We start from the raw sequence: 25,666 nt of genomic DNA, 5'->3' as shown, positions 1-25,666 counted from the left end.
TACGAAAAGGAAGTCCAGCAGGAGCTCTGGCCGAGTATCAGTGTGCGGGCGGAGTTGTCTGTCGGATTCTCATTCGTGGCTCAGAGCCCTTACGAGGTCCCCGTGTCACTTCAGTTCTCCCCGTCCCGCGCCGCCGCTGTTCTCATCGCGGTCGCCTTGGTTTCGGCAGGTTGTTCCAAAGGCCAGGAATCAGAGTCCGCGTCTGCTGCGGAATCCTTCGCACAGCCTGTGTCCGTGACCAACTGCGATCGAGAGATGACCTTCGACTCGCCGCCGCAGCGCATCGTGTCTTTGAACGGGCATGTCACCGAGGCGCTCATCGAAATCGGTGCGGGTGACCGGATCGTCGGTCGGGCGTACAGCGACAATCCGCCAACTGCCGAGACCGCCGATGTATTCAACAAGATTCCCAGCCTCTCCGATACGTTCCCCAGCATGGAGCAGGTTCTCGACGTCGACCCGGACTTCGTGGTCGGAGGAATGACCAGTGCCTTCAACGAGAAGCAGGGCCGTTCCCGAGACGCCTTCGGCGAGCGCGGAATCAACACCTTCTTGTTCTCCGAATACTGTGGCACCGGTTTCCCCGACATCGGATTGCTCGAGAACGACTACACGCAACTCGGTCGAGTCCTGGGCGTTGAAGATTCCGCCCGCGAGGTCGCAGAGGAGATCAGCGATGGTCTCGATTCCGTCCGCGCTTCGGTCGGGGACGCGGCGCCGGTACCGACCTTCTTCTACGACAGTGGTGACCAGGTTCCGACGACTATCGGCGGAGTCGGCGTCGGTCAATTGGTCGCGGAATACTCCGGTGTCTCGAACATCTTCGCCGAAGGGACAAAGCCCTACATCGACGCATCGTGGGAAGCTGTTGCCGAGCGTGCACCCCAGGCGATCGTGGTCATCGACTACGGCGACAAGACGGCCGAGCAGAAGATCGACTTCCTCCGTGCGCAGCCGTTGATGGCGACCACCCCTGCTGTGCAGCAGAACCGGTTCGTCGTGGTTCCTCTCGCGGACCTGTTCGAGAGTTCACGGTTGGTGCGTTCGGCACAGACCATCGCGACGGCCTTCCATCCGGGCGCTGACGCGGCGAAGTGACCCGCACGCGTTACGGGTACGGCGCCCTACTTGTCGGCTTGGCGGTCGCCTTGGCGATCGTCCTGGGGTTGGCCGTCTCCTTGGGATCGGTTCGCATTCCCGTCGGTGACGTCTGGGCGATAGTCGGAGCCCGTTTGGCGCCAGGGACTTTCGAAACGTGGTGGACCGCGGCGCGGGAGTCGATCGTGATCGACTCCCGCCTGCCACGTGCACTCACGGCTGCGGTGGTGGGTGCTTCCTTGGCGATGTCGGGTGCTGTTGCTCAGGCTGTCACACGGAATCCTCTTGCCGACCCGTATCTGCTCGGAGTTTCGTCGGGTGCGGGATTCATGGTGGTGCTCGTGTCGGTGCTGGGTTTCGGCGCCGGCCTCCTCGGGGTTTTCACGATTCCGGTCGCAGCATTCGTCGGGGCGATGATCCCGTTGTTTCTCGCACTGCTGATCGGCGGCCGGTATCCGCAGCCGACCGCGATCATTTTGGTGGGTGTAGCGCTCGCCCAGATATTCTCGGCGCTCATCACCTTTTGCATCCTGGTGTTGGCCGATGATCGGCACGTGACGTCGGTGATGCACTGGATTGCCGGCGGATTCGGTGATGCGCGATGGTCGACGCTGATCTTCCCGACGATCGCACTGGTCGTCGTCGGCACGGCCCTTCTGTTCAGTTCGCGGTGGATGGACGTCTTGCAGACCGGTGACGACGGGGCTGCAGCACTCGGTATGAACGTCCGACGGTTCCGAGTGTTGTCCTTGCTTGCGGTCTCCGTACTGGCGGGCGCGGCAGTCAGCGTTGCCGGTGGAATCGGATTCATCGGCCTCCTGATCCCACATCTGGCCGGTTTCATCGTCGGCACCAGAGCAATTCGACTGCTCCCTGCTGCAGCCCTTCTGGGCGCCGTCGCGATGGTTGCCGCGGATACCGCTGCGCGCTCGGTGGCACAATCCACCGAAGTTCCGGTCGGAGTGATCACCGCCCTCGTGGGTGCACCGATCTTCGTCTGGATGCTCTACCGGCAGTATCGGAGGCTCGAACAGTGACGCAGACCAGAACAGTGACGCAGACCAGAACAGTGACACGCCCGAAGGACGGCGAAGCTGCGCCTCTGCTCGAACTCGTCGAGACCCGGGCGCGGCTTGGCAACCGCGAAGTCTTGCGCGGCATCACTTTCGCGGTGACGTCCGGTGAAATATTGGGCTTGGTCGGACCCAACGGCAGTGGCAAGACGACGGCGCTGCGCTGCTGCTACAACGCTTTGACTCCGACAGGTGGCGCAGTTCTGATCGATCAAGCCGACTCGACGACGCTCTCGCGTAAGGACATCGCCAAAACCATCTCGGCGAGCGTCCAGGAACCTACTGTCTCGGCAGGACTTTCGGTTCGTGAATCGATCGCGCTCGGACGAACTCCGCACCGTAGCTGGTTGGACCGAAGCACTGAGCGAGATACCGCCATCGTGGACCGGTGCATCGAGCAGGTTGGTTTGGTCGAGCTTGCCGGACGCGACGTGTCCACCCTGTCGGGTGGTGAGCGGCAACGTGTCTCGATAGCGCGCGCATTGGCTCAGGAGCCCAAGGTTCTGTTGTTGGACGAGCCGACCAATCATCTCGATCTTCGTCACCAGTTGATCGTGATGGAATTGCTCGCCGAACTTGCGTCGGCGGGGCTCGCGGTTGTGGTCACGATGCACGATCTACGGTTGGCAGTCGAGTACTGCGACAACCTTGCCGTGCTCACCGAAGGTGAACTCCGCGCGTGTGGGTCTACGGTCGAGGTGTTGGACGAGCCGTTGTTGGCCGAGGTTTTCGGCATCAAGGCGCGAGTCGAACGCGGAGTACGTCCGCGGATGGAGATATTGGGGCTGGCATGACGGAATCGGTAGCCGGGATCTACGCCCGTATGGCATTAGCGGTGCCGTTCTTCGACAACCTGAGCGCGTATCCGGATACGGTGCCCGCGGTGTTGATGACCGACCCCCAGTGGTTGGCAGCACGTGTCGCCGATACGGCCGAGCGATGGGGGAGTGCGGACAGCCGAGTGAACGGCACATTGTGGTGGTACTCGGCCAGTTCCACGCTGACTGGCATTCCGATCGGAACCGGAATGGTCACCGGGTTCGCGGCCGATCCATCGTTGAACGGTGGGCGGATCTTCTTGCGTGACAACGGCTATCTGGGCGGGTTTGCTGCCGGATCGGTCATTCCGATCTCGCGGAGTGTGGCGGAGTTGGGCCACGCGATGCTCCGCTCACTCAGTCCCGTGATCGAGGTACTCGCCGAGGTGTCCGGCGTTCGGCAGCAGGCGCTGTGGGCGATCGCGACGGACTCCATCGCCAATCGCAGCCTCGACGCCGCCGGTAGCGCGAGGGAGCGCGGAAGTGCATTTGCTGCTGGTCTGATCGGTGTTCTCCGCGGTGAGAACCCGGGCATTCCCGTCCCGCGTTTCGTCGATGTCGACCGCATGAAAGTGTTGTGCGCGTTTCTAATCCGTTGACACCGGTGGCATCCGGGCGACGCAGATTCACGCAGCGGGCATCGTGCTGCCTGATCTACGAGGTGCCAGGTGAAGGCAAGTGCACCAGTTGCCCGAAGCGCGCACCCGAAGATCGGGTGCGCGCCTTGGCTACTCTGGTGTGACTGGACCCAGGCTTTTACCGGGTCGGGTTTGGTCAGGTCAGTGAGCTGCGACCTTGGAACGGTCGAGTCCCAGCGCGTCGGTCATCGTGAAGAACAGGTCGGTCTGGTCCGTGAGGCCGCTGACATTGGCCGCGTGCGGGCCGAAAGCTGCTACGCGCAACTGAGTTCCGGTATGCCCTTCGGATTCGACGGCCGGATCTTCGGACGTTCCGTAGCTGATCGTCATCTCCGAGCCGTCCTTCGTGGTCAGCTTGCGGGTCAGACCGGGGTAGACGATTTCCTGGGCGCGCTCGACCGGGATGTTCTGGTCCTTGGCGATGGTGGCGATGTCGTCTGCGCTGACGTTGGTGACGATCTGGCTGGTGTGAGCGTGGTCGGCTGTGACGATGACCAGGGTTTCTCCGTCGGTCTTCGCAAATTCGAGTGCCTTCTGCACAGCTTCGTCGAGGTCGACGGTTTCACCGATCTGACCGCACGCGTTGGCTGCGTGATCTTGCTTGTCGATCGAGGCACCTTCGACCTGGAGGAAGAATCCGTTGTCGTTGACCTTCAGTAGATCGATCGCCTTCTGCGTCATGTCCGCGAGCTTCGGTACGTCGGAGGTTCGCTTGGGGTTGTCGACGCAGGTTTCGGCGGGCTGCAGGTAACCGTCGCGGGTGGCGACAGAGCCTTCCCAGCGGACGGGCATGTTGCCGTCGGCGAACAGCCCGAGCACGGGTGCGTCCTGATCGGCCTTGCCGACCTCGTTCATCTCGGCGGCATTCTTCACCAGCTGGTAGCCACGAGCGGCAGCTTGCTCGTTGAGGGTCTTGCCCTGCCAGTCACCGGCTTTCGCGGTTTCAGCGAAGGACTTGGCGCCGCCGGCAAAGGTGACGTCGGCGCGGGTGGCGAGGAGCTGTTCGCTGATCGACCCCTTGCCGCCGTTCTCGATGGCGTTCTCCGGGCAGGACTTGGACGTCGCCTCGGGTCCGTAGCACTTGCGGCCGCTGACGTGCGCGACCTGCACTGCGGGGGTGGCATCCTGCACCTCGGCGGTGGAGACGTTGCCGGTGGCCTTGCCGTTCGCCTTGGCGATCTCGAGGACGGTCGACTGGGCCTGCCCCTTGATGTCGACGGAAATCGCGCCGTTGTAGGTCTTGGTGCCGGTGGACCATGCCGATCCACTGGCAGCGGAGTCGGTGACGTAGTCGGGCTTGCCGTCCTTGGTCAGTGCGTAGTGCGTGTACTGGCCGGTGATCGGCAGGGCGTCGAGGCCGGCGAAGCTGCCAGCAGCACCCTCGGCGTAGTTGCGCGCGGCGGTGATCTCCGAGTCGCCCATGCCGTCCCCGATCAGGAGGATGACGTTCTTCGCGCCGGAAGCGTTGACGGCGTCACGCACCGCGGCCGACTGATCACCGTCGATGCGGCGAGCACCACCGTTCGAGGACAGTTCGCCGGTCGCGGCGCGATCGACGGTCGTGCCGTTGGAGCCTGTTGCCTCGTCGGCACTGCTGCTGCAGCCGGCGGCGGCCAGAACGGCGACGGCGCCGGCGACGGCCGTCAACCTACGTGTGTTGCGCGAGAACGACATACGAGTAGTACTCCTGGAAACAGTATGGATGGAGATTATGAACGCCGCTAATGATCTGGGGCCAAAGTGAACGGAGTGCAGACATGCGTACATCTGAATGTGACGAGACGGTGAGGGTTGAGATTCGCTCTGTTGACTGCGGGTGAGTGACCTGTCAGACTGAATCTGCATCGAACATCAGTTCGATGCATGTGGTGCGTCTTCCCTTTCGGCATCCTCGAGCAGTCGGTCGTCCCGTGACGGCCGGCTCGATCAGGTGCGAGGTCAGTGTGGGTTGGGGAAATGGGCCGCCGACGTGGTCCGAGATGGAACGGGTGCTGTCCGGACGGCCAGGCCGCGTGGAACACGAGGATTTGTTCCCGGGCGACGGAAGTGACAGTCCCGCCTGGTCACGAAAGCGCGGCGAGTATCACGCAGGCGAACTCACTCGTGGCACCGGCGTGGTTCCTTATGCAGAACTGCACGCTCACTCGGCCTTCAGCTTCCTCGACGGCGCATCACCGCCGGAAGAGCTGGTCGAGGAAGCTGTGCGTCTCGGGCTCGAGGCGATTGCCGTCACCGATCACGACGGGTTCTACGGCGTGGTGAGGTTTGCGGAGGCTGCGCGTGAATGGGGAATGCGGACCGTGTTCGGGGCCGAGTTGTCGCTCGATTCGGTACCTAGAACTGGGACGGCAGATCCCGGTGGAACGCATCTTCTGGTACTTGCCCGTGGGCAGGAAGGATATCGCCGTCTTTCGCGGGAGATAGCCGCCGCACATCTGGCGGGCGGTGAGAAGGGCAAACTGCAGTACAACTACGACGCGCTGACCGAAGCCGCCGGTGGGCACTGGCAGATCCTGACCGGGTGCCGCAAAGGTCATGTGCGGCAAGCCTTGACGTCGGGTGGTCGCGAAGCCGCGGCGGAGGCCTTGCAGGATCTGGTCGAGCGTTTCGGGGCGGAGCGAGTGTCGGTGGAGCTCACTCATCATGGGTTGGCGGAGGACGACGAGCGCAATGCCGTTCTTGCAGAACTGGCGAGAGAACGTGGACTACGTACGGTGGCGACCACCGCCGCACACTTCGCCGCTCCTCCGCGTCGACGCCTCGCCATGGCAATGGCAGCTGTGCGGGCGCGTCAAAGCTTGGATGAGGCAGCTGGATGGTTGGCTCCGACCGGCGGAGCACACCTGCGGTCCGGCGCGGAGATGGCGACGCTGTTCTCGCTCTATCCCGAGGCTGTCAGTGGTGCCGCCGATCTTGGTCGTGAGTGCGCTTTCGATCTCAAGCTCATCGCGCCCAAATTGCCACCGTTCGACGTTCCTGCCGGGCATACCGAGGCGTCGTGGTTGCGTGAGCTGACCATGGTCGGGGCGCTGGAACGCTACGGACCCCCGGAAGGTGCACCGAAGGCATACAAACAGCTCGAACATGAACTTGCCATCATCGAGGGATTGAACTTTCCCGGATACTTCCTGGTCGTGCATGACATCGTGTCGTTCTGCAAGAACAACGACATCCTCTGTCAGGGAAGGGGTTCCGCTGCGAACTCTGCGGTGTGTTACGCGATCGGCATCACCAACGTCGATCCGGTTCGCAACAAATTGCTGTTCGAGCGGTTTCTTGCGCCCGAGCGCGACGGCCCACCGGATATCGACGTGGACATCGAGTCGGATCGCCGGGAAGAGGCGATCCAGCACGTGTACGCGAAATACGGGCGTACGTATGCCGCGCAGGTAGCCAATGTCATCACCTATCGAGGAAAGTCGTCGGTGCGGGACATGGCCCGCGCGCTTGGCTTTTCGCAGGGCCAGCAAGATGCGTGGAGTAAGCAGGTCGGCCGGTGGGGTGGTATCGACAAGAATGCGGATACCGATATTCCGCGTCCGGTACTCGAACTGGCGGCGCAGATCGAAGGCTATCCACGGCACCTCGGTATCCACTCCGGCGGAATGGTCATCTGTGATCGTCCCATCGCCGACGTTTGCCCGGTGGAGTGGGCGCGGATGGCCAATCGCAGTGTCCTGCAGTGGGACAAGGACGATTGTGCTGCCGCTGGGTTGGTCAAGTTCGATCTACTCGGGCTCGGCATGCTCTCGGCTTTGCATTACATGATGGATCTGGTGGCCGAACACAAAGGCATCACAGTCGATTTGGCGCATCTCGATCTGTCGGAAACAGCGGTGTACGAGATGTTGCAGCGGGCAGATTCGGTAGGGGTGTTCCAAGTGGAATCACGTGCGCAGATGGCGACACTGCCGCGTCTGAAGCCTCGAAATTTCTACGACCTGGTGGTCGAAGTCGCGCTCATCCGTCCCGGGCCGATTCAAGGCGGATCAGTCCATCCGTACATCCGCCGGCGCAACAAACTCGAACCTGTGTCCTATGACCATCCGTCGCTCGAGAAGGCACTCGAACGCACATTGGGGGTTCCGTTGTTTCAGGAACAGTTGATGCAGATGGCCGTCGACGTTGCGGGTTTCACGCCGTCCGAGGCCGATCAATTGCGTCGGGCAATGGGATCGAAACGTTCCACCGAGAAGATGGAGCAACTGCGAGCGAGGCTGTACCAGGGCATGCGAGACCTACATGGCATCGGCGACGAGGTTGCCGACCGAATCTACGAAAAGCTGTACGCATTCGCTAATTTCGGTTTTCCGGAAAGTCATTCACAGAGTTTTGCCGCACTGGTCTTCTACTCCTCGTGGTTCAAGCTTCATCACCCCGCCGCGTTCTGTGCCGGACTTCTGCGAGCGCAGCCGATGGGTTTCTACTCACCACAGTCCCTGGTCGCCGATGCGCGCCGGCACGGAGTGCAGGTACACGGTGCAGACATCAATGTCAGCCTCGCGCATGCCACCGTCGAGGCAGGTGGATTCGAGGTTCGGCTGGGACTGGGGGAAGTGCGCAACATCGGCGATGCGCTCGCCGAGAAAATTGTCGAACAGCGCGACCTCGGTGGACCGTTCACGTCGTTTCTCGATCTGACCGGTCGGGTGGAACTGACTACCGCGCAAGCTGAATCGTTGGCGACTGCCGGCGCGCTTGCCAGCTGCGGCATCTCGCGTAGAGAAGCGCTGTGGGCCGCGGGCGCTGCGGCAGGGGAGCGTCCGGACCGCTTGCCCGGTATCGGTGCGTCGGTCACAGCTCCCACCCTTCCCGGCATGAGCGACGTCGAATTGGCGGCAGCGGATGTCTGGGCGACAGGAGTATCTCCCGACACGTATCCGACACAGTTTCTTCGCCCACAGCTCGACGCGCTCGGCGTGGTGCCGGCTTCGAGGCTGCTCGACATCCCGGACGGCGACCGTGTGCTGGTAGGGGGAGCGGTCACACACCGGCAGCGTCCGGCCACAGCTGCGGGCGTCACGTTCATCAACCTCGAAGACGAAACCGGCATGGTCAATGTCGTGTGTTCGGTGGGGTTGTGGGCAAAGTACCGAAAACTGGCAAATACGGCGCCGGCGTTGCTTATTCGAGGAAAGGTGCAAAATGCGGAAGGCGCTGTCACTGTCGTGGCAGACCGGATGCAGCTGATGGATCTGCGAGTCACAGCCAAGTCGCGAGACTTTCGCTAATGCCCGATTCTGCTCGGAGTTTTGTGCCGAGAGGACAAATGTGGAGCTCAACTCTGACCTCCGAGCATATGGCGCGGGTCACAATCCCTACCTAGGGTTGTCGCTTGAGCGGCCATCGAATCGCCTGGCACCGCCACGACCAGTGGCCTCGCTGGTGAATATTGTCGCCTTCCAAACATGCTGAATCCAAAGCACTTCGAGTTGAAGAGGAACTCCATGAGCACAGCGATTCTCGTCGCACACGTACACCCTGCCGATCCGTCTTCGGAGGACGCGTTCAACCGCTGGTACGACGACGTGCATATTCCGCAGGTCGTCGAACGAGTGCCTGGAGTTGTCTCCGCCTCCCGATTCTTCCTGGCGGATGTGCAGTTGCTGCCCGAGGATGCATTGCCCGCGCGCCGCTACCTGAGCATCTATCAACTCGACACGGAAGATCTCGCGGGCACGGCGCAGGCGTTGGGAAGTGCTTTGGGCGACGGGACTCTCGACATGTCCGAGGCCATCGCGACTACCGGCGACACCGGACCCGAATTGCTTTTCTACGTCCCGACCGAGAACTGAAGGGGAACGCTGACATGTCCGATCTTCTCGCGAACAAAGTTGCAATTGTCACCGGCGCAGGTGCCGGAATCGGCGCCGCCATTGCCCGGGCATTCGGGGCGGAGGGCGCGAGCGTCGTAGTCTCCGACATCAACGGTGACGCAGCACAGGCAGTGGCGGACTCGATCGACGGAGCTATCGCTGTCACCACTGATGTCACCGACGAACAGCAGGTCAAGGATCTCGTCGCCAGGGCGGTCGAAGAGTTCGGCGGACTGAACGTCGTAGTACCCAACGCCGGCATCGCCACCACGACTCCGCTGATCGAGACCTCGTTCGAGGACTGGCGGAAAGTCATGTCGGTCAACCTCGATGGAGTGTTCTTGACCGTCCGTCATTCGCTACCCGCGCTCGTCGCATCCGGAGGCGGTTCGATCGTGAACATCTCGTCGATCTCGTCGACCACCGGGTCGCCCTTGATCGGTAGCTATGCCGCCGCCAAAGCAGCAGTTCGCAATCTCACCGAAACCCTGTCAGCCGAACTTCGCTTCCACGGAATCCGAGCCAATGCCCTGCTACCCGGATTCATCGACACAGACCTGGTCAAGAGTCACCAACAGGATTTCGAGAACGCACTCGGCCTCGAGTCCGGCGGCTTCGACGACCTGATGGTCACGAAGCAAACCCGCTACGGCCGGACCGAGGAAGTCGCCGCCGCCGCAGTGTTCTTTGCGAGCGACCAGTCGTCGTGGTGCAACGGCAGCAGCCTGGTTCTCGACGGAGGGTTCACCGCTTCTCTCCTCTGAGCAGCGGAACCCTTTCCGAACGTCACCCGAAATCGTCAATCGTGCGAGGATCCACACCATGACCAACCGCGCTGTATACGTACTTCCGCCTGGAGGGTTGAACAACCTCGAATCGAGGACGATCGAGACGCCAGGGCCAGGTGCGGGTGAGGTGAAGATCGCGATCCGCGCGAATTCGCTCAACCACCACGACTACCTCGTGGCGACCGGCGAGATACCGACCGACGGCCCTCGCATTCTCTTGTCCGACGCAGCGGGCGAGGTAGTTGCCGTCGGCGACGGCGTCACACAGTTCGGGGTCGGGGACCGTGTGATGAGCACCTATCTGCCGCATTGGCGCAGCGGTGCACCGGATTTCGACGGATTCGGAAATTCACCCGGTGACGGCGTCGACGGGTTCGCCCGTGACACCGTCACCGTGCCGGTATCGGCAGTGACGTCGATGCCGCGAAACTACACGTACGAAGAAGCCGCTACCTTGCCCACTGCGGGCTTGTCCGCGTGGCGTGCATTGTTTGCCGGCGTCCCGATCATCCCAGGTTCGTCGGTGTTGATTCCCGGGACCAGCACGGTAGCGCTGTTTGCCGTCCAGCTTGCCAAAGCTGCTGGAGCTCAGGTGATCGCAACCTCGTCGGCTCCCGACAAGATGGCTCGATTGACCGAGCTAGGTGCCGATCACGTGGTCAACTACCGTGAGCGCCCGGACTGGGGATCGGAAGCGATGCGGCTCAGCGGCGGGATCGACCTTGTGCTCGACGTGGGCGGGCCGTCCACCCTCGGTCAATCTCTGGCGGCAGTCCGACCAGGCGGCCGGATCTGCGCGCTGGGCATCATGAACGGCCCGTCGTCGTCGATCGACCTGACTTCGCTACTGACCAAACAGGTCACCATCGAAGGTGTTCTGGTGGGCAGTCGTGCACATCAGGAGGAGATGGTTGCAGGGCTGGAGAGCCTCGCGCTTCGTCCCGTCATCGATTCGTCGTACCGTCTGGACAATCTTGCCGAGGCGTTCGAGCAGCAGAAATCCGGGCAGGCCTACGGCAAGATCGTCATCACAAACCCTTGATCGCTTGCCGGTCCCAGTGGGGATCGGTGAGGATTTCCGCCGAGTCGCCGACAAACGCACGTCCGGCAGTCTGGTCGCCGCTGAGGGCGAACCTCAGCCACGCGGTCAGGTAACCCCGGAATCCTTCGCCGTCGGCGGCCCAATTGTGGCCGACGCCAAGTAGTCTGCCCCGGACCGCCGGTGCTGCGGTTTTGTCGAAGTACTCAGCTTGTGGATCGGCGGTGGAGACCGGATCGTCGGCGCCGGTCATGAAGAACGTCGGCCCGGTCAACTTCGCCACGTCGACGACATCGACAGGTCGCGAAGCCCACCACGGGTCCGGCAGGTCGAGCACCGCAGTGGCGGTGATCAGATTCGCCGACTGCGTTGCAGCGTTGATCGCGCCACCTGCCCCCTGGGAGTGTCCGACTGAGGCGATGTTGTCGGTATCGATCCTCTGGTGAAAAATGCTCTCAGCGTTGGTGTTCTGATCGACGAGGTACTGAGCGGCACCCAAGATTTCAGTACCGTCGCCGGTCACACTGCTGTCGGCCACCACAACAACAAAACCCCACGACGCAAAGTGTCGGAGGAGGGCCTCGTACTCTTCGAACGTCGCGTAGCTGCCGTTGCCGAACGTGATGACGGGATGCCGCTTGCCATCAGCGGACAAGTCGGCTGGGTAGAACAATTGGTATCCGGGAACCGAGTCGGCCGCCACCTCGTGCGCACCCTGGGCTGCGTACAGATCGCTGATCGACTCCGATGCGATGGATTCGGTAGTCGCGGCTTCGGGAGCGGCCGGAACCCCCGCACTGGCGTGTGTGACGGCGCCCGATAGTGCCAGAACAAAAGATGCGGTCACGACGGTGATCGAATGTGTGGTCCGAGAAGGCATGGGTACAAGTATGTCTTGTACCCATGCGATCAGTCAGGCCGAGACGCGCGTGGGCTGCTCTTCGCCGACCCGGCCGCGGATGAAGAAGATGGCAACTACGCCGAAGGCGACCAGCACGACAGTGAGCAGTGTGGCGATCGTGGTGGCTCCGCTGGCACCCGTCGTCACCGAGGTGTCGAGCCCGCCGGTCGAGAGAATGGTGGTGGGGTCGGTGAGGCCGTGCAACACGATTGCGGCCCAGATCGTGCCCGTCACGCGCATGGTCAAGTACATGCACATTCCGAATCCGAAGGTGTAGACGACGGTGGCAAGGACTGTTGCCAGTTCCATTCCCGCGATGAAGTTCACCGTGTGCATGAGTGCGAACAGTAGGGACGACACAACAGCGACGAAGCGTTCTCGGTGGCCGGCATCACGAAGCATCTTCACTGCAATACCTCGGGTGACCAATTCCTCTGCGAGACCGACACATACACCGAGGGCGATCAACGAGACGATTTCGCCGGCCGACCACGCGCTCCAGTCGGTTCCGGCCAGGTGGGCAGCGATGGCGGCAACGACGATAATCGGCCCGATCCACATCCAGCCGCGTCCGCGTACCGGTTGAGGACCGAAGATACTGCTGAGCCAGCCGACCTTGACCGTGAAGATCAGCAACGCAACTGCACCGATCGCGATGGGCAACATGACGCCGAAGATGATGCTCGAGGCACTCGAGACCACGTTGTCCGTGTCGATCTGGTCGGCGAAAACACGCGAGATCACCTGCCCGGCGGCAAGGTAGAAGACCAAATAGGCAACGATGAGAAGGAGCAACTTCCACAAAGTGGGTCGACTCCAAAAACCCGACTTTTCGGGAACAGTATTGGTCATTGTCAGATCGTAAAGGCAACCACACGAAATCACGCGGTACCGTCTATTCGGACAGCAGCGAACACGAAGGCAGGACGCAGAAGACATGTTGGAAGTCGACTTGAATGCACTGGACACGGCATTGGCGGCAGGTGAGCCGCTGATCGACGTCCGTGAGCCCGACGAGTTCGCTCAGGTCCGAGTTCCCGGTGCGGCGCTCATTCCGCTCAGCGAATTCGTCTCTCGCGTCGGTGAAATTCCGGACGCGGAAACGGTGTACATCATCTGCGCCGTCGGTGGCCGTAGCCTGCAGGCCGCGGAGTATCTGCAGGCCCGTGGCATCAATGCCGTTTCGGTGGCCGGTGGAACAATGGCGTGGTACCAGTCGGGGCGCCAGGTCGAGACTGGAGCCTAAGACACAACTGATGGGGGCAGTTCCCGTTTCGGGAGCCGCCCCCCACCGGTCACTTTCGCCAGAACAGGTGATGCGTCACGCCGCTCGGGCTCGGCACGATTTCGAGGTTGAAGCGGTCGCGCAACTCATCAGGTGTCTCCCACAGGCGTAGACCGGATCCGAATTCGATCGGGCAGACAGCGATGTGCATCGTGTCGACCAGATCGGCGTCGAGGAATTCACGGATAGTGCTGACCCCGCCGCCGAGTCGAACGTCCTTGCCCTGCGCTGCCTCACGTGCCTGCTCGAGGGCCGTCGCCGGGTCAGCGTTGACGAAGTGGAATGTCGTGTCCGATAGCGTGAACGACGGCCGCACGTGGTGGGTCAAGACAAAAACCGGGGTGTGGAACGGTGGCTCGTCGCCCCACCACCCCTGCCACTCGAGATTCTCCCAAGGGCCGCGGTATGGTGCGAATTTGTTGCGGCCCATGATTTCGGCACCGATGTTGTTGGAGAAGTCCCGCGTGAAATAGTCGTCGATGCCTCGGCTGCCGCCGGGATCGGTGCGATTGGGCCAGCTCGCTGTAGCTCCCGCCCACGCAAACATTTCACCGTGGTCCAGGCCGAACGGGCTCTCGAAGCTTTGGTCCGGACCGCAGGCTATTCCGTCACTGGAAACGCTGAAATTCTGTACTCGTAATAACTGACTCACCATGTACTCCCGCTCTCGACAATGGTCTACGTGAGTACAGACCGTACGGCGAGGCAAAACTCATCGGTGCCAATTCATGCAGCCGCGGGAAGAGCTCCACTGCGGATCGATCGGACGGTCCGCACCGCGACGGTTGCCCAGATGGGGATCAGCACGGTCAGCAGGGCAAGTGCGATTCCCAGAATCAGTGTCGAACCGGTGGCGACTCCGAAGGCATTCGCTCCGACTGCACATGCTCCGATGGGGAAGGTGAAGCTCCACCAACCGAGCGAGAAGTCCAAGCCGCGGCGCAGTGCGTGGATGGTCACGGTGGTGACGGTGACAAATGCGATGACGCCGATGATTCCGACGACGGTTCCGTATGCGATTCCGAATTCGTGCAGGGTGTCGGCGTGCTCGGTACTGAGTGCATGCCGTGAGGCGGCGGCCAACAGGTTGGATGCTGCGATCGACTGTCCGATCACGCCCAACGGAATCCACAGCGAGGGAATGGCATTGAACGGGATCACGTCGACGCCGGCCGAGCGGTTGCGTGCGAACTGCCTCGCGACGGCTATCAGAATGCCGATAGCGGCGGTCAGTGCCAGAGCGAACAGGATGTAGCAGAAGATCAGTACCGCGATGCGCGGAGCGCCTTCGGGCATGTGGGTGCTGACCGCTGCGCCGGTGGTGGCCGAGACCATCGGTGGTACGACGGGCATCAGCCAGAACGGCATTGCCGTCGCCATCCCAGCATCTCGAACGAGACGAATCATCATCACGACGTAGGTGACCAGGCCGAGTGCCGTGCCGAGTATCCACAGAGTCAGCGAGACGGTGATCGCCACGTCGTGGCCGAGGAAGTCCGGCCCGGTGATGCCGGTTGCCGATCCCACGGTCAGTAGGGCCATGGCGACGGCTCCGTAGAACGGGAACATCGCGGGACTGTGCAGGTAGGCGAGGGCCTGACATCGATGTTGTGACCAATGGGTGGCAAATGCGCCGATCAAGGCGCACAGTACGAGAACCGCCAGAACCCAGAAGATTTCCGAGACCAGCTTCAAGCCTTCGATCTCCGGTTCGAGCGAAGCTGCGGCCACCGAGACGATTCCCGTTCCCATCGCTGCCGCGAACCAGTTCGGGGTGATGTGGGCGAAGGTGGGACTCGTTGTGGTGGTCATGTATTTCACTGTCGTCTCATCCGGTTCGTACCGGTAGGCCGGTTGTCCTTGAATGCCCACAATCTCGCCTTGTGGGTCTAATCTTGGTCTATGTCGTTGTCTCCTCGGGTGCCGGAACTCAGTGCCCTCGACGTCCTGCTTTCCGTAGGGCGTCTAGGCAGCATGGGCGCTGCCGGCCGGGAGCACGGACTCAGTCAGCAAGCGGTCAGCGCCCGGGTGCGTTCGGTCGAACGGCAGCTCGGAATCAAGGTTTTCGATCGAGCGGCGACCGGTGTTCGTCCCACCGCCGAGGGCGGTCTGATTCTCGAGTGGGCAAGTCACATCCTCGTCAGTGCCGAGGAAATGGCATCGGGAGTTGCCGCACTTCGCGGTGAACGCGACGCTGCCGTCACAGTTGCCGCCAGCATGACCATCGCCGAGTATCTGGTTCCCGGATGGACGGTCGCGATGCGGCACAAGTTCCCCAACGTCGTGGCGTCGGTGAGCTTGCACAATTCCTCGGATGTCTCTGCTCAAGTGCAGGCAGGCCAGGCCGATATCGGATTCGTCGAAGGTCCGGATGTGCCGTCGGCGCTCGCGTCGTGCGAGGTAGCGCGTGATCACCTCGTCGTGGTTGTGCCGCCGGGACACGACTGGGCCAATGGTGTGCCTGTTCCGGTTGCGGACCTCGCACGCACGCCGCTGATTCAGCGCGAGTCAGGGTCAGGGACGCGTCTGACGCTCGAGAATGCTGTTCCCGATTGTGTGCCGCCGTTGCTCGAGCTCACCTCGTGCACCGCAGTCAAGGCTGCGGTGGTGGCAGGCAACGCGCCCGCCGTTCTGTCGTCGTTGGCCGTTGCTGCCGACCTGACGGACGGCCGACTGGTCGCGGTCAACGTCGACGGCTTGCGGATGCCGAGGCGACTCCAAGCCGTCTGGGATCCCGATCGCGGATTGCGCGGTGCGGCAAGAGATTTCCTCGACATAGCGCTCGGCTCCAATACTGCTGTTCATTCGCGTTGACGGCTGCGGCTGACGGGAACGGCTGCTATCGGACGGTGTCGATCCCCGCGAGGATGAGATCGATGCCTGCCAGAAACTGTTCTCGGTCGTCGTGGTCGCGCAATTGCGCCGTCACCTGATTGAGGAACGGGTACTTCGCGGAATCGAGTTCTTCCCACCGCTGCGCGACGGTGGCGAGGAAGGCGGACCGATCTGTCTCGCGGGGGAGGAGGCGGGCACCCGCGGCATACTGTCCGGCGAGGCCGAGCACGTAGTTCAGGAGTGCGGACGCACAATCGAACTGTGCCGGTTGGGGAACGCCGAGTGCTTGGAGTTGCCCTCCCAGACTCTCGAAGATCTGCATCACCGCTGATTGCCACGGCTCGCGAGAGAGTTGGGTGCCGACCCACGGGTGCGCGTCGATCGCGTCGAACACACCGAGAGTGATGATCCGGATCGCCTCCCGTGGGGTTGCGCTTTCGGTTCCTTCGGTGGTCACGCGGGCGATGACGTCGTCGGTCGCCGCGGCGAGCAGTTCGCTCTTGTTGGCAACGTGCCAGTAAATCGCCCCGCTACCTGTTGCCAGGCGTGCGGAGAGTGCGCGAAATGTCAGCGCAGCTTCGCCCTCGTCGTCGAGGATCTCGATCGCAGCCTCGACGATTCGCTCCTTCGAGAGCGCGTCCGTACGTCGTTCGGTCCGCTGATTCCTGGTCGCCATGCGCACCATCTTGACATATCTGGAACGTCGTTCCAAGATGGACACTGGAACGACGTTCCAATAGAAGGCTGAAAGGAAACAAACATGAGCAACTCGATAACGATCATCGGGGCGGGCCTCGGCGGTCTGACCCTCGCGCGCGTCCTCCACGTTCACGGAATTCCGTCGAAGATCTACGAGGCGGAACCGTCGGCAGAAGCTCGCACGCAGGGCGGCCAACTCGACATCCATGAACACAACGGTCAGGCGGCGCTCGATGCTGCCGGCCTCATCGACGAGTTCCGTGCGATCATCCACGAGGGCGGTGCCGCGTCGCGCGTACTCGATCAACACGCCGCTGTACTCCTCGACGAACCCGATGACGGCACGGGAGTCCGTCCTGAAGTGCTGCGCGGAGACCTCCGACGGATCCTGCTCGAATCCCTTCCGGACGGCATGATCGAATGGGGACGCAAGGTCGACAGTGTCCGCTCGCTCGGCTCACTGAACACCGCCGACGAGCGCGCCGACGGCCGACACGAACTGACCTTTGCCGACGGTTCGACGGTGACTACCGACCTCCTCGTCGGCGCCGACGGTGCCTGGTCGAAGATCCGCCCCTTGCTCTCCGATGCGAAGCCCGAATACGTCGGCACCACGTTCGTCGAGACGTATCTGTACGACGTCGACGAGAAGCATTCGGCTGCAGCCGAGGCAGTCGGTGACGGGGCGATGTACGCGCCCGCACCCGGAAAAGCGATCGCCGCGCATCGAGAGGCGGGGGACATCGTGCACACCTACGTCCAGCTGAACCGTACGGCGGAGTGGTTTGCCGGTATCGATTTCACCGACGCCGCTGCTGCGACAGCGCGGGTCGCGGCCGAGTTCGACGGTTGGGCAACGGAACTCACTGCGCTGATCACAGACGGCGAAACCGCTCCGATTCCGCGCGCGATCCATGCACTTCCCGACGAGCACCGATGGGATCGCGTGCCTGGGGTCACGCTCCTCGGTGACGCGGCACATCTGATGGCTCCGTCCGGTGAGGGTGCGAACTTGGCCATGTTCGACGGCGCCGAACTGGGAAGGGCGATCGCCGCGCACCCGGACGACATCGAAGCGGCACTGAGCGGCTACGAGGAAGCGATGTTCGTGCGCAGTGCATCCGAGGCCGCTGACTCGCACGTGATCCTTGATCTCTGCCTCGGTGAAGGCGCACCGTATTCACTGGTCGACTTCTTCACCGGCGCTGCTTCCGTATCCGGATAATGGACGAATGCCTGTTGATTCCACTCCCTCATCTGCCGCGATTGCGCACGTGCGCGATCTCTCGAAGGGTGACCAGGTGGATCGAAATCACCGGGTGACGTTGCACTTTCATCCAGACCTCCCGTCTGAACGTGGTCTGACACTGGCCTCGATCGCACGTCAAGGCACCTACGTGACCCAGTTCGAGACTCGTACCAGCAACGGCGGACTGACAGCGCATCACGGCGGCGACCGTTGGCGGTGGGAGAGTCGGATATTCGGCGGGGCTTACGACGAGCGAGAGCCGTCGGAACGGCCGAAGTACGGATCGTTGAACTTCTCCGCCGATCCGTACGGGGCAGCCCCTCGGTTCGGCTCGTCCTACTTCCGGCTTGCCGAGCACACACTCGACCGCACCACCTTCTGCTTTCCGGACAGCGTCTTCGAGCCTGATCTCTTCGGAACGGCCGAAGCGATGAGCTTGGTCGGCGCCGCCAGAGTCGCCGAGTTCGACGATCCGCTCGACCACTACATCGAGGCGCACGTCCACGGCGTCGTCGACATCGGAACGGACGTCGAGGCACTCGTCCTGGACCCGAGCTACCGCGGCACACGGATCGAAGAGATCGCCCACTCACTCACGTGCCCGGTCCTGTGGCACGACGGTTACGCGGTCGATGTCGAAGAGATAGCCGAACATCCCGAATACCGGGGAGCGACCGTCGTCGACCTTGCCCGAGAAATTGCCCGCGGCAGGCGACTGACGCCTGCCGTACTGGGGCTCGCACGGAGCGCGTCCTTCGATCCGCAGGACGTCAAAAAGGTCTGGCACTACATTGCTCGATTCGGCGGCAGGGCGTAGAACTGGGCATTCGCGTATCGCTGCCCGTCGACGACCGCCGGTTCCGGGACCGCACATCGGTCCGAAGGGCGCGGTGAGGAAAGAGTGATTGATACGCAACATCGAGCATGAACTCCCGAAACAACTGCATCCGAAGATAGAAGTCGACCTTGATCCTCGGTCGAAGGGATGCATGAATCGATGGGCGCTCAACTCACCACCACCAGTGTCGACACACTCTGCGCGTATTGCGGGGTCGGCTGTGGTCTTGTCCTCGACATCATCACCGATCCGGAGACGGGACGCCGGAAGGCTGCGAAGTCTTCCGGTCTGAAAACACATCCCACCAACTTCGGGCGTCTGTGCACCAAAGGGACCACGACCGCAGACATGCTCGCAGGTCCGGGGCGAATGGACTCTGCATATCGCCGTCCGCGCCGAGGGGATGCGATCGAAGCCGCGGACATGGACGCCGTCATCACTGACACCGCCCAGCGTCTACGGGCAATCATCGACGAGCACGGCCCCGACGCATTTGCGTTGTACGTGTCCGGGCAGATGTCTCTCGAAGCCCAGTACTTGTCGAACAAGCTGGCCAAGGGATTCATCGGGACCAATCAGATCGAATCGAACTCCCGGTTGTGCATGGCGAGTGCCGGCACCGGGTACAAGCAGTCTCTCGGGGCCGACGGACCGCCCGGTTCCTATCAGGACTTCGAACACGCCGACGTGTTCTTCGTGACCGGCGCGAACATGGCGGACTGCCATCCGATCCTCTTTCTGCGGATGCAAGAGCGGATCAAGGCAGGCGCGAAGTTGATCGTCGTCGATCCTCGACGCAGTGCCACCGCCGACAAGGCGAACTTGTTCCTGCAGATCGCTCCCGGCACCGATCTCGCGCTACTCAACGGACTACTCCACCTGCTCGTCGTGAACGGCCACACCGACCCTGACTTCATCGCCGACTTCACCGAAGGCTGGGAGGTGATGCCCAGTTTCCTCGCGGAGTACACCCCGGAGAAGGTCAGTGAGATCACCGGTATCCCCGAAGCCGACATCCGCACTGCAGCGCAGTGGATCGGTGAGGCTGCAAACTGGATGAGCTGTTGGACAATGGGTTTGAACCAGAGCACCCACGGCACGTGGAACACCAACGCCATCTGCAACCTTCACCTTGCGACCGGTGCGATCTGCAAGCCCGGCAGCGGTCCGTTCTCGCTGACCGGGCAGCCGAACGCCATGGGTGGGCGTGAAATGGGCTACATGGGTCCAGGTTTGCCCGGCCAGCGTGCAGTGATGGTCGACGCCGATCGCGAATTCGTCGAGGAGAGGTGGGGGATCCCGCAAGGCTCGCTGCGCACCGACATCGGCGGTGGCACCATCGACATGTTCTCCCGCATGGCGGCGGGTGACATCAAGGCATGCTGGATCATCTGCACCAATCCCGTTGCAACGGTGGCCAACCGCAAGACCGTCATCGACGGCTTGGAGAAGGCTGACCTCGTCATCACCCAGGATGCGTTCCTGGGCACCGAGACCAACGAATATGCCGATGTTCTGCTGCCCGCGTCACTGTGGACAGAGTCCGACGGAGTGATGATCAATTCCGAACGCAACCTGACGCTCTTCCAGCAGGCGTTGGATCCGGTCGGGCAGGCGCTGCCTGATTGGCAGATCATCGCCCGGATCGCCTGCGAGATGGGGTATGTCGAGGCGTTCACCTACACCGGTGCCGAAGAGGTGTTCGAAGAGATCAAGCAGTTCTGGAATCCGAAGACCGGCTACGACTTACGCGGCGTCACCTACGAGCGCCTCCGCAAGACATCAATCCAGTGGCCGTGCCCGCCAGACAGTGATCAGGACCGTCATCCCATCCGATACGTCAATAACGGTGTCAGTCAAAGGCTCCTGATCCGCGAGGACGGCAGCACTCCGCGGCTCGCATTTCCCACCGCCACTGGCCGTGCGATGTTCTTCGCACGGCCGCACATGCTTCCCGCCGAAATGCCCGACGACGACTATCCATTCCTGCTCAACACCGGTCGTCTCGCGCACCAGTGGCACACCATGACCAAGACGGGCAAGGTCGCCAAGCTGAACAAACTCAACCCAGGTCCCTTCGTCGAGATCCATCCCGACGACGCCGCCAGGCTCGGCGTCGTCGACCAGGATGCGATCGAGATTGCCTCACGCCGCGGTCGCGCTGTGCTTCCGGCCGTCATCACCGACCGAGTGCGTCCGGGGAACTGCTTTGCCCCGTTTCACTGGAACGACGCCTTCGGCGAATATCTGTCCATCAACGCTGTCACCAACGACGCCATCGATCCAGCCTCGCAGCAACCGGAGTTCAAAGCCTGTGCTGTCACTATGACGAAGGTCGCCGTGAACACACCTGAAACAGTGCTCGCCGAGGCGCCGCTGGTGGCTTCCGCGCCAGCTGATCGGGCTTTGTCGCGAACCGATGTCCTCGCGGATGTCATCGGTCAAACAGGAACACCTGCAGTGGTATTCGATGCGCTCCAGCAGAGCTACCTGGCCGGTCTTCTCGCCGCGCTGCGTGCGGACGCCGATCGCACTGCCGGGGTCCCGACGTTGCCGTCGACGGCGCCGTTCGACGCCGAAAAGCGGATGTGGGTCGACGGGGTATTGGCCGGCCTGTACTCGCGAACCTCGCTCCCTGACACCGACGGGCCCGCGTTGTCCTCGGCTCCGGGCATTGCGACAGAACGCGCGCCGATCGTGGTGCTCTGGGCATCGCAGACCGGAAACGCGGAAGAATTTGCCGCCGCCTGCGCTGCTCGCCTCCGGGAAGTTGGCTTGCCCGTGGTGATGCATGCAATGGACGAGTTCCCGGCCGCCGACCTGGTGGACACCCGGGAGGTCCTGCTGATCACCAGTACCTCCGGTGACGGCGAATCCCCGGACAACGGCAGCGGTTTCTGGGATGCGTTAGCTGCTGACACGGCGCCCCGTATGGCCGAGACATGGTATGCAGTCATCGCTTTCGGCGACTCGAACTATGACGACTTCTGTGGGCATGGACGAAAGCTTGACGCCCGCCTTGCTGAACTGGGGGCCAGTCGTATCGTCGATCGCGCCGACTGTGAGCCCGATTTCGAGGACACCGCTGCTGGATGGCTGGACTCTGTCACGGCTGAACTTCAGCGCTCGGCGGCTGGTGAGACGGCCGACGTCGTCGTTGCAAAGAAGTATTCTGGGACAACCGTTGCAACCCCGCCGATTTCACCGGCGATGCCGGCGCCGCTGCAGTACAACAAGAAGGCGCCACTGACCACAGCCTTGACGCGCAATGTCGTGCTCAACCGTCCGGGTTCTTCCAAAGACGTGCGGCAGTTGGGCTTTCACCTTCCAGGTGACACGGTCAGTTACGAAGCCGGCGACGCTCTCGGAGTCTGGCCCCGAAACAGCTCTCCGTTTGTCGACGAGTGGCTCACCCTTACCGGCCTCGACGGTGACGAGACCGTCGAACTGGGGCAGTACGGGGAAATGACGCTGCGTACCGCGCTCACCGAGCGCTTGGAGATCACTCGAATCTCGACCGACATGATTCGATTCGTGCATCAACGAACCCGCGATTCGGACCTGGCCGAGTTGTTGAAGCCGGAGAATGTCTCCACGTTCAAAGACTGGTCGTGGGGACGACAGTCCGTCGACATTCTCGCACAGTCGCCCGTTCGTGCCTCGACAGACGAATGGCTCTCGCTGCTCAAACCGCTTCAGCCGCGGCTGTATTCGATATCTTCCAGTCCGAAAGAGAACCCGCGCGAAGTGCAGTTGACGGTGTCCGCGGTGCGCTACAACGTTGCGGGTGTCCCACGGCGTGGAGTGTGCTCGACTTACCTCGCCGACCACGCTCACGATGACGACATCGGTATCTACGTGCAGAAGTCGACCCACTTCCGGCCACCGTCTGATCCCGAGACCCCGATGATCATGGTCGGTCCGGGGACCGGCATTGCACCGTTCCGTGCCTTCCTGCATGAGCGGCGGGCATTGGGGCACACGGGTCCGAACTGGCTGTTCTTCGGAGAACAGCACGCCGCGACCGACTTCTACTACCGCGAAGAAATCGAAGAATTGCGGAAAGACGGATTCCTCACCGAACTCGACCTCGCGTTTTCCCGGGATCAAGCCGACAAGGTCTACGTGCAGGACCGGATGCGTGAGCGGGGTGCACTGCTGTGGGAGTGGTTGCAGAAGGGAGCGCACTTCTACGTCTGCGGCGATGCCAACCGGATGGCCAAGGACGTCGACAGTGCCCTCAACGGGGTGGTCGCTCAGCACGGAAAACTGGCACCTCGCAGTGCCGAGGCGTACGTGAAGGCTCTTTCGGCGGAGAAGCGCTATGTCCGGGACGTCTACTGACGTCGATCAGACAGCGCCCTTGAACCCGTGCTGACGCCAGGCCTCGTACGTCACGAGGGCGGCAGCGTTGGACAGGTTGAGGGACCGGCGTCCGGGCAGCATCGGGATACGCAGGCGCTCGGTGACGTGTTCGTCCGCCAATACTTCTTCGGACAGTCCGGTGGGTTCGGGCCCGAACAGCAGGACGTCGCCGGGTTGGTAGGCGATATCGGCATACGACGTGGTCGCGTGCGCGGTGAAGGCGAACACGCGAGCGGGGGTGACGGCTTCCCAGGCAGCGGTCAGGTTTTCGTGGACCGTGACAGTCGCCAGGTCGTGGTAGTCCAAGCCTGCGCGCTTGAGCTTCGGCTCCGACAAGTCGAACCCGAGAGGGCCGACCAGGTGGAGTTCGCAACCGGTGCCCGCGACCATGCGGATCGCGTTTCCGGTGTTGGGTGGGATGCGGGGCTCGTGGAACATCACTCGGAACACAGCACGCAACCGTACAGTACGCCGAACTGCCTGCTTCAGGTCTGAGTGTCCTCTGCAGGCTTCGACTGTCCAAGCCCACGGACGAGTCGAACTCCATCGAACGCCAGCGAGAGACGATTCAGCGGTGGGCTGAGGCCCAAGGCCACACGGTGATCGGCTGGGCCTAGGATGCGGACGTATCTGGTGCAGTCGACCCGTTCGATACTCCGCAGCTAGGCAGGTGGCTGAACCAGCGTATCGAGGAATACGACGTGATCGCCGCTTGGAAGTTCGATCGGCGGCACTCGCGTCCTCCACGCGGCATTGGCTGGAGGGGGCGGGACGATCGAGAGCACTCGCCCGTAACACAGCAGCAGGTCTAGTGCGCCTAGAGCGTGTCTCCTGAGTGGAGATGGCTCCATCCGCAACACTGGGCGTCGTGTCACGTATCGAGTTTCAAACTCGGCCACGGCTCGTGAAGTTCGGGGTAGGGCAGATCGTCCCGGTTGTAAAGGGACAGGAACCGACCGTGCCAGAATCCAGTGTCCGCCTTCTGATCTGCGGCCCACTTCACGAGGAAACCCACAGGACCGACTGACAGTTCGGTCACATGGTCTACGACGGTTCCACGTGATCGACTTGCGGTTGCAATGTGCGGCCCGCTGGACAGGATCTGTATGGACCGGGCGTTGTCATTCCGCGCGCGCATCCGCGCGGCCCGTTCATGAGAGTAGAACGCTGCCATTTGGATGGATTGCGAAGACTCGTCCCCGTTCAGGTAGGCCAGTAGGTCGGACGGGACAGCAAAGTCGCTGGCGGCGATCTTGCACCCGAAATGCTTCAGTACGTACCGCGCAAGTTCAGTCGCGTGTGTGCCAATCGGCTTGGGGAACACGTCCCGGAAGTAGATACGTCGGGTGTCGGCAAGGGAGTCCCAGTGGGCGTGGACGTACTGACTGAACAGATCCCAGGCGCGGTCGGAGTCCTGGCTTCGGGCGTTGTTGCACTCCGCGCACAGATTCGGCCTGAACTTTGCAAGGTCGGAGTTTGGACCCTGGACGTGTTTGACCTGCGTGCCGTCCGTCCAGAGAACCTTCGTCCCTGACTTGAACAGGCCTTTGAGGTCCGCGCGTTTGAACTTGTGTTCCCCGGTCAGTGTGGTGTCGCCGCACCGCCAGCACTTCCCATCGAACGGTGTTGAGTACGCCGCCACCTCGTCGGCCGTGCGGTAACGCTGACCCTGTTCGTTCTTCACAGCACCGTCTCGCTTCTTCCATGTCGGTTGGACCTTCGAAGCCTATGTGTACCGACCGACGCCGCGGACGCCTAGCGGCGGCTGATCGGAACCCCGATTCAGCTGCTGTGATTCACTCACCTGGGCACATCGCCCGGATTTGTCGGTGACTACTTCTCTGATCCCTCCATTAAGTGGGAAGAATGAATACTCAATGACTGGAAGGATTTTCGGATCAGCACCCTATCCGGCAGCGCCGGTCAGGACTCAATTCACCGCAAACGCATGCGCGACCTGTTCTCGACAGGAGTACACAGGTTCGATCGAACCTGTCTTCGCAGCACACGCTGCAGACACAGGCTGGACACGGCGGGGGCTGCGTCGTTGCCGGTCGGCCACCGGATCCGGGGCTTCCGTCGGACCGCACAGGCGCGTCTGCGCGTCTCAGGCGGTCGACCCCACGAGGTTGACGAAGCTGATCGACCCATCTCTGCAGGCCAAGCGGGATGCTAGGCACCGCAGGGGGTATCCCAGGCCCCATCCCTGACCGGGCGGTTATGC

At 62.2% G+C, this 25,666-nt stretch carries 22 protein-coding genes; 14 read left to right on the top strand and 8 right to left on the bottom strand.

Features of this window, described 5'->3' with window-relative positions:
• The first annotated feature begins 102 nt into the window (after positions 1 to 102).
• The 5 genes from R4P70_RS17735 to R4P70_RS32725 are packed head-to-tail and all read left to right on the top strand — an operon-like array spanning position 103 to position 3,731.
• Complete coding sequence (locus R4P70_RS17735) at positions 103 to 1,098, top strand: ABC transporter substrate-binding protein (protein ID WP_029254958.1); 996 nt, start codon at positions 103 to 105, stop codon at positions 1,096 to 1,098.
• Positions 1,095 to 2,135 carry a FecCD family ABC transporter permease gene (locus R4P70_RS17730; RefSeq protein ID WP_029254959.1) on the top strand — a complete coding sequence of 347 codons (1,041 nt, stop codon included), beginning with the start codon at positions 1,095 to 1,097 and terminating at the stop codon, positions 2,133 to 2,135. The genes R4P70_RS17735 and R4P70_RS17730 overlap by 4 nt, the downstream gene beginning before the upstream one ends.
• Positions 2,132 to 2,965 (top strand): ABC transporter ATP-binding protein, encoded by an 834-nt coding sequence (locus R4P70_RS17725; RefSeq protein ID WP_081098365.1) that lies wholly within the window; start codon positions 2,132 to 2,134, stop codon positions 2,963 to 2,965. The genes R4P70_RS17730 and R4P70_RS17725 overlap by 4 nt, the downstream gene beginning before the upstream one ends.
• On the top strand, positions 2,962 to 3,588 hold the full coding sequence (locus R4P70_RS17720; RefSeq protein ID WP_317831049.1) for a hypothetical protein: 627 nt from the start codon (positions 2,962 to 2,964) through the stop codon (positions 3,586 to 3,588). Before R4P70_RS17725 ends, R4P70_RS17720 begins: the two co-directional genes overlap by 4 nt.
• Positions 3,567 to 3,731, top strand: coding sequence for a (2Fe-2S)-binding protein (locus R4P70_RS32725; RefSeq protein WP_411742474.1), 165 nt, complete (start codon positions 3,567 to 3,569; stop codon positions 3,729 to 3,731). Before R4P70_RS17720 ends, R4P70_RS32725 begins: the two co-directional genes overlap by 22 nt.
• A gap of 37 nt (positions 3,732 to 3,768) precedes the next feature.
• On the opposite strand, the gene phoA is transcribed toward R4P70_RS32725, so the two are convergent.
• On the bottom strand, positions 3,769 to 5,301 hold the full coding sequence (phoA, locus tag R4P70_RS17715) for an alkaline phosphatase (protein ID WP_047888592.1): 1,533 nt from the start codon (positions 5,299 to 5,301) through the stop codon (positions 3,769 to 3,771).
• Between the two features lie 269 nt (positions 5,302 to 5,570).
• Between phoA and R4P70_RS17710 the strand changes: the two genes are divergently transcribed.
• The 4 genes from R4P70_RS17710 (at position 5,571) to R4P70_RS17695 (ending at position 11,273) form a co-directional block, all read left to right on the top strand.
• A complete protein-coding gene (locus R4P70_RS17710; protein WP_283569602.1) occupies positions 5,571 to 8,858 on the top strand; it encodes an error-prone DNA polymerase in 3,288 nt (1,095 codons plus the stop codon).
• A 216-nt stretch (positions 8,859 to 9,074) separates the two neighbouring features.
• Positions 9,075 to 9,422, top strand: a complete 348-nt coding sequence (locus tag R4P70_RS17705; RefSeq protein WP_007727425.1) for a hypothetical protein — start codon at positions 9,075 to 9,077, stop codon at positions 9,420 to 9,422.
• A 14-nt stretch (positions 9,423 to 9,436) separates the two neighbouring features.
• The gene (locus R4P70_RS17700) at positions 9,437 to 10,207 is read left to right on the top strand and encodes a glucose 1-dehydrogenase (RefSeq protein WP_020906972.1); all 771 of its coding nucleotides are present in this window, start codon (positions 9,437 to 9,439) and stop codon (positions 10,205 to 10,207) included.
• 58 nt (positions 10,208 to 10,265) lie between these two features.
• Complete coding sequence (locus tag R4P70_RS17695) at positions 10,266 to 11,273, top strand: zinc-dependent alcohol dehydrogenase family protein (RefSeq protein WP_047888593.1); 1,008 nt, start codon at positions 10,266 to 10,268, stop codon at positions 11,271 to 11,273.
• Here the strand turns inward: R4P70_RS17695 and R4P70_RS17690 are convergent.
• Both R4P70_RS17690 and R4P70_RS17685 read right to left on the bottom strand, forming a co-directional pair.
• Positions 11,260 to 12,150 (bottom strand): alpha/beta hydrolase, encoded by an 891-nt coding sequence (locus tag R4P70_RS17690; RefSeq protein ID WP_060938826.1) that lies wholly within the window; start codon positions 12,148 to 12,150, stop codon positions 11,260 to 11,262. The genes R4P70_RS17695 and R4P70_RS17690 overlap by 14 nt on opposite strands.
• Positions 12,151 to 12,183: 33 nt before the next feature.
• A complete protein-coding gene (locus R4P70_RS17685; protein ID WP_031330946.1) occupies positions 12,184 to 13,023 on the bottom strand; it encodes a CPBP family intramembrane glutamic endopeptidase in 840 nt (279 codons plus the stop codon).
• A gap of 85 nt (positions 13,024 to 13,108) precedes the next feature.
• On the opposite strand from R4P70_RS17685, the gene R4P70_RS17680 reads away from it, so the two are divergent.
• The gene (locus tag R4P70_RS17680; RefSeq protein WP_019747641.1) at positions 13,109 to 13,417 is read left to right on the top strand and encodes a rhodanese-like domain-containing protein; all 309 of its coding nucleotides are present in this window, start codon (positions 13,109 to 13,111) and stop codon (positions 13,415 to 13,417) included.
• A 49-nt stretch (positions 13,418 to 13,466) separates the two neighbouring features.
• Here the strand turns inward: R4P70_RS17680 and R4P70_RS17675 are convergent, their stop codons facing one another.
• Together R4P70_RS17675 and R4P70_RS17670 are read right to left on the bottom strand one after the other, a co-directional pair.
• Positions 13,467 to 14,108: a dihydrofolate reductase family protein gene (locus R4P70_RS17675; protein WP_029254966.1), complete on the bottom strand. Its 642-nt coding sequence runs from the start codon at positions 14,106 to 14,108 to the stop codon at positions 13,467 to 13,469.
• 74 nt (positions 14,109 to 14,182) lie between these two features.
• Positions 14,183 to 15,268, bottom strand: a complete 1,086-nt coding sequence (locus tag R4P70_RS17670) for a TDT family transporter (protein ID WP_044480105.1) — start codon at positions 15,266 to 15,268, stop codon at positions 14,183 to 14,185.
• A 90-nt stretch (positions 15,269 to 15,358) separates the two neighbouring features.
• On the opposite strand from R4P70_RS17670, the gene R4P70_RS17665 reads away from it, so the two are divergent.
• Positions 15,359 to 16,270 (top strand): LysR family transcriptional regulator, encoded by a 912-nt coding sequence (locus tag R4P70_RS17665; protein ID WP_019747644.1) that lies wholly within the window; start codon positions 15,359 to 15,361, stop codon positions 16,268 to 16,270.
• Positions 16,271 to 16,295: 25 nt separating this feature from the next.
• Here the strand turns inward: R4P70_RS17665 and R4P70_RS17660 are convergent, their stop codons facing one another.
• Positions 16,296 to 16,976, bottom strand: coding sequence for a TetR/AcrR family transcriptional regulator (locus tag R4P70_RS17660; RefSeq protein ID WP_020906975.1), 681 nt, complete (start codon positions 16,974 to 16,976; stop codon positions 16,296 to 16,298).
• Between the two features lie 75 nt (positions 16,977 to 17,051).
• On the opposite strand from R4P70_RS17660, the gene R4P70_RS17655 reads away from it, so the two are divergent.
• From R4P70_RS17655 to R4P70_RS17645, 3 genes are all read left to right on the top strand, one after another.
• A complete protein-coding gene (locus tag R4P70_RS17655) occupies positions 17,052 to 18,215 on the top strand; it encodes an NAD(P)/FAD-dependent oxidoreductase (protein WP_317831048.1) in 1,164 nt (387 codons plus the stop codon).
• Between the two features lie 7 nt (positions 18,216 to 18,222).
• Positions 18,223 to 19,056 carry a DUF3626 domain-containing protein gene (locus R4P70_RS17650; protein ID WP_317831047.1) on the top strand — a complete coding sequence of 278 codons (834 nt, stop codon included), beginning with the start codon at positions 18,223 to 18,225 and terminating at the stop codon, positions 19,054 to 19,056.
• A gap of 180 nt (positions 19,057 to 19,236) precedes the next feature.
• Positions 19,237 to 23,421, top strand: coding sequence for a bifunctional nitrate reductase/sulfite reductase flavoprotein subunit alpha (locus R4P70_RS17645; RefSeq protein WP_317831046.1), 4,185 nt, complete (start codon positions 19,237 to 19,239; stop codon positions 23,419 to 23,421).
• 6 nt (positions 23,422 to 23,427) lie between these two features.
• On the opposite strand, the gene R4P70_RS17640 is transcribed toward R4P70_RS17645, so the two are convergent.
• A complete protein-coding gene (locus R4P70_RS17640) occupies positions 23,428 to 23,892 on the bottom strand; it encodes a tRNA (cytidine(34)-2'-O)-methyltransferase (protein WP_007727408.1) in 465 nt (154 codons plus the stop codon).
• A gap of 421 nt (positions 23,893 to 24,313) precedes the next feature.
• Complete coding sequence (locus R4P70_RS17635) at positions 24,314 to 25,126, bottom strand: hypothetical protein (RefSeq protein ID WP_047271803.1); 813 nt, start codon at positions 25,124 to 25,126, stop codon at positions 24,314 to 24,316.
• Positions 25,127 to 25,666: the final 540 nt, after the last annotated feature.

Source organism: Rhodococcus sp. IEGM 1241 (assembly GCF_033142365.1).
Taxonomy (GTDB): domain Bacteria; phylum Actinomycetota; class Actinomycetes; order Mycobacteriales; family Mycobacteriaceae; genus Rhodococcus_F; species Rhodococcus_F erythropolis.
The sequence above is the reverse complement of the archived record's forward strand: the minus strand, read 5'-3'. Positions and strand labels throughout refer to the sequence as shown.